The sequence below is a fragment of the Delftia sp. ZNC0008 genome, from assembly GCF_000799035.1.
In the GTDB taxonomy this organism is placed as follows: Bacteria; Pseudomonadota; Gammaproteobacteria; order Burkholderiales; family Burkholderiaceae_C; genus Comamonas; species Comamonas tsuruhatensis.
The window spans coordinates 1-355 of record NZ_JTKZ01000269.1 but is presented as its reverse complement, the minus strand read 5'-3'; the positions used below and the strand labels follow the sequence as shown (position 1 = coordinate 355).

Here is a 355-nt window from a genome sequence, read left to right as displayed (position 1 = left end):
CCGCGTTGGAGCAGGTCGTGGCACCCCGTGCCGCCGTGCTGGCCCAGGACATCCGTATCGCCGAAGGCGAACGTGTCGCCCTGCTGGGCGCCAGCGGCGCGGGCAAGACCACGCTGCTGTCCCTGATGGCCGGCGAGCTCCAGCCGCTGGCCGGCGCCGTGCGTGCCCGGCGCTGCACCTGGATGACGCAGCGCACCGAACTGTTCGAGGACAGCCTGCGCGACAACCTTTTGCTGGCCTGCCCCGAGGCCGCCGAGGACACGCTGTGGGCGGCGCTGGAAGTCGCCGGGCTGGCCGGCGATGTGCGCGCCATGGCGCAGGGCCTGGACACGCGGCTGGGCGAGGGCGGGCTGGG

The 355-nt window shown here is 74.4% G+C and carries 1 protein-coding gene; it reads left to right on the top strand.

What is annotated here, in order from left to right; all coding sequences use genetic code 11:
- The coding region (locus L995_RS08855) for an ATP-binding cassette domain-containing protein (protein WP_047471069.1) at positions 1-355 on the top strand (355 nt) is incomplete at both ends.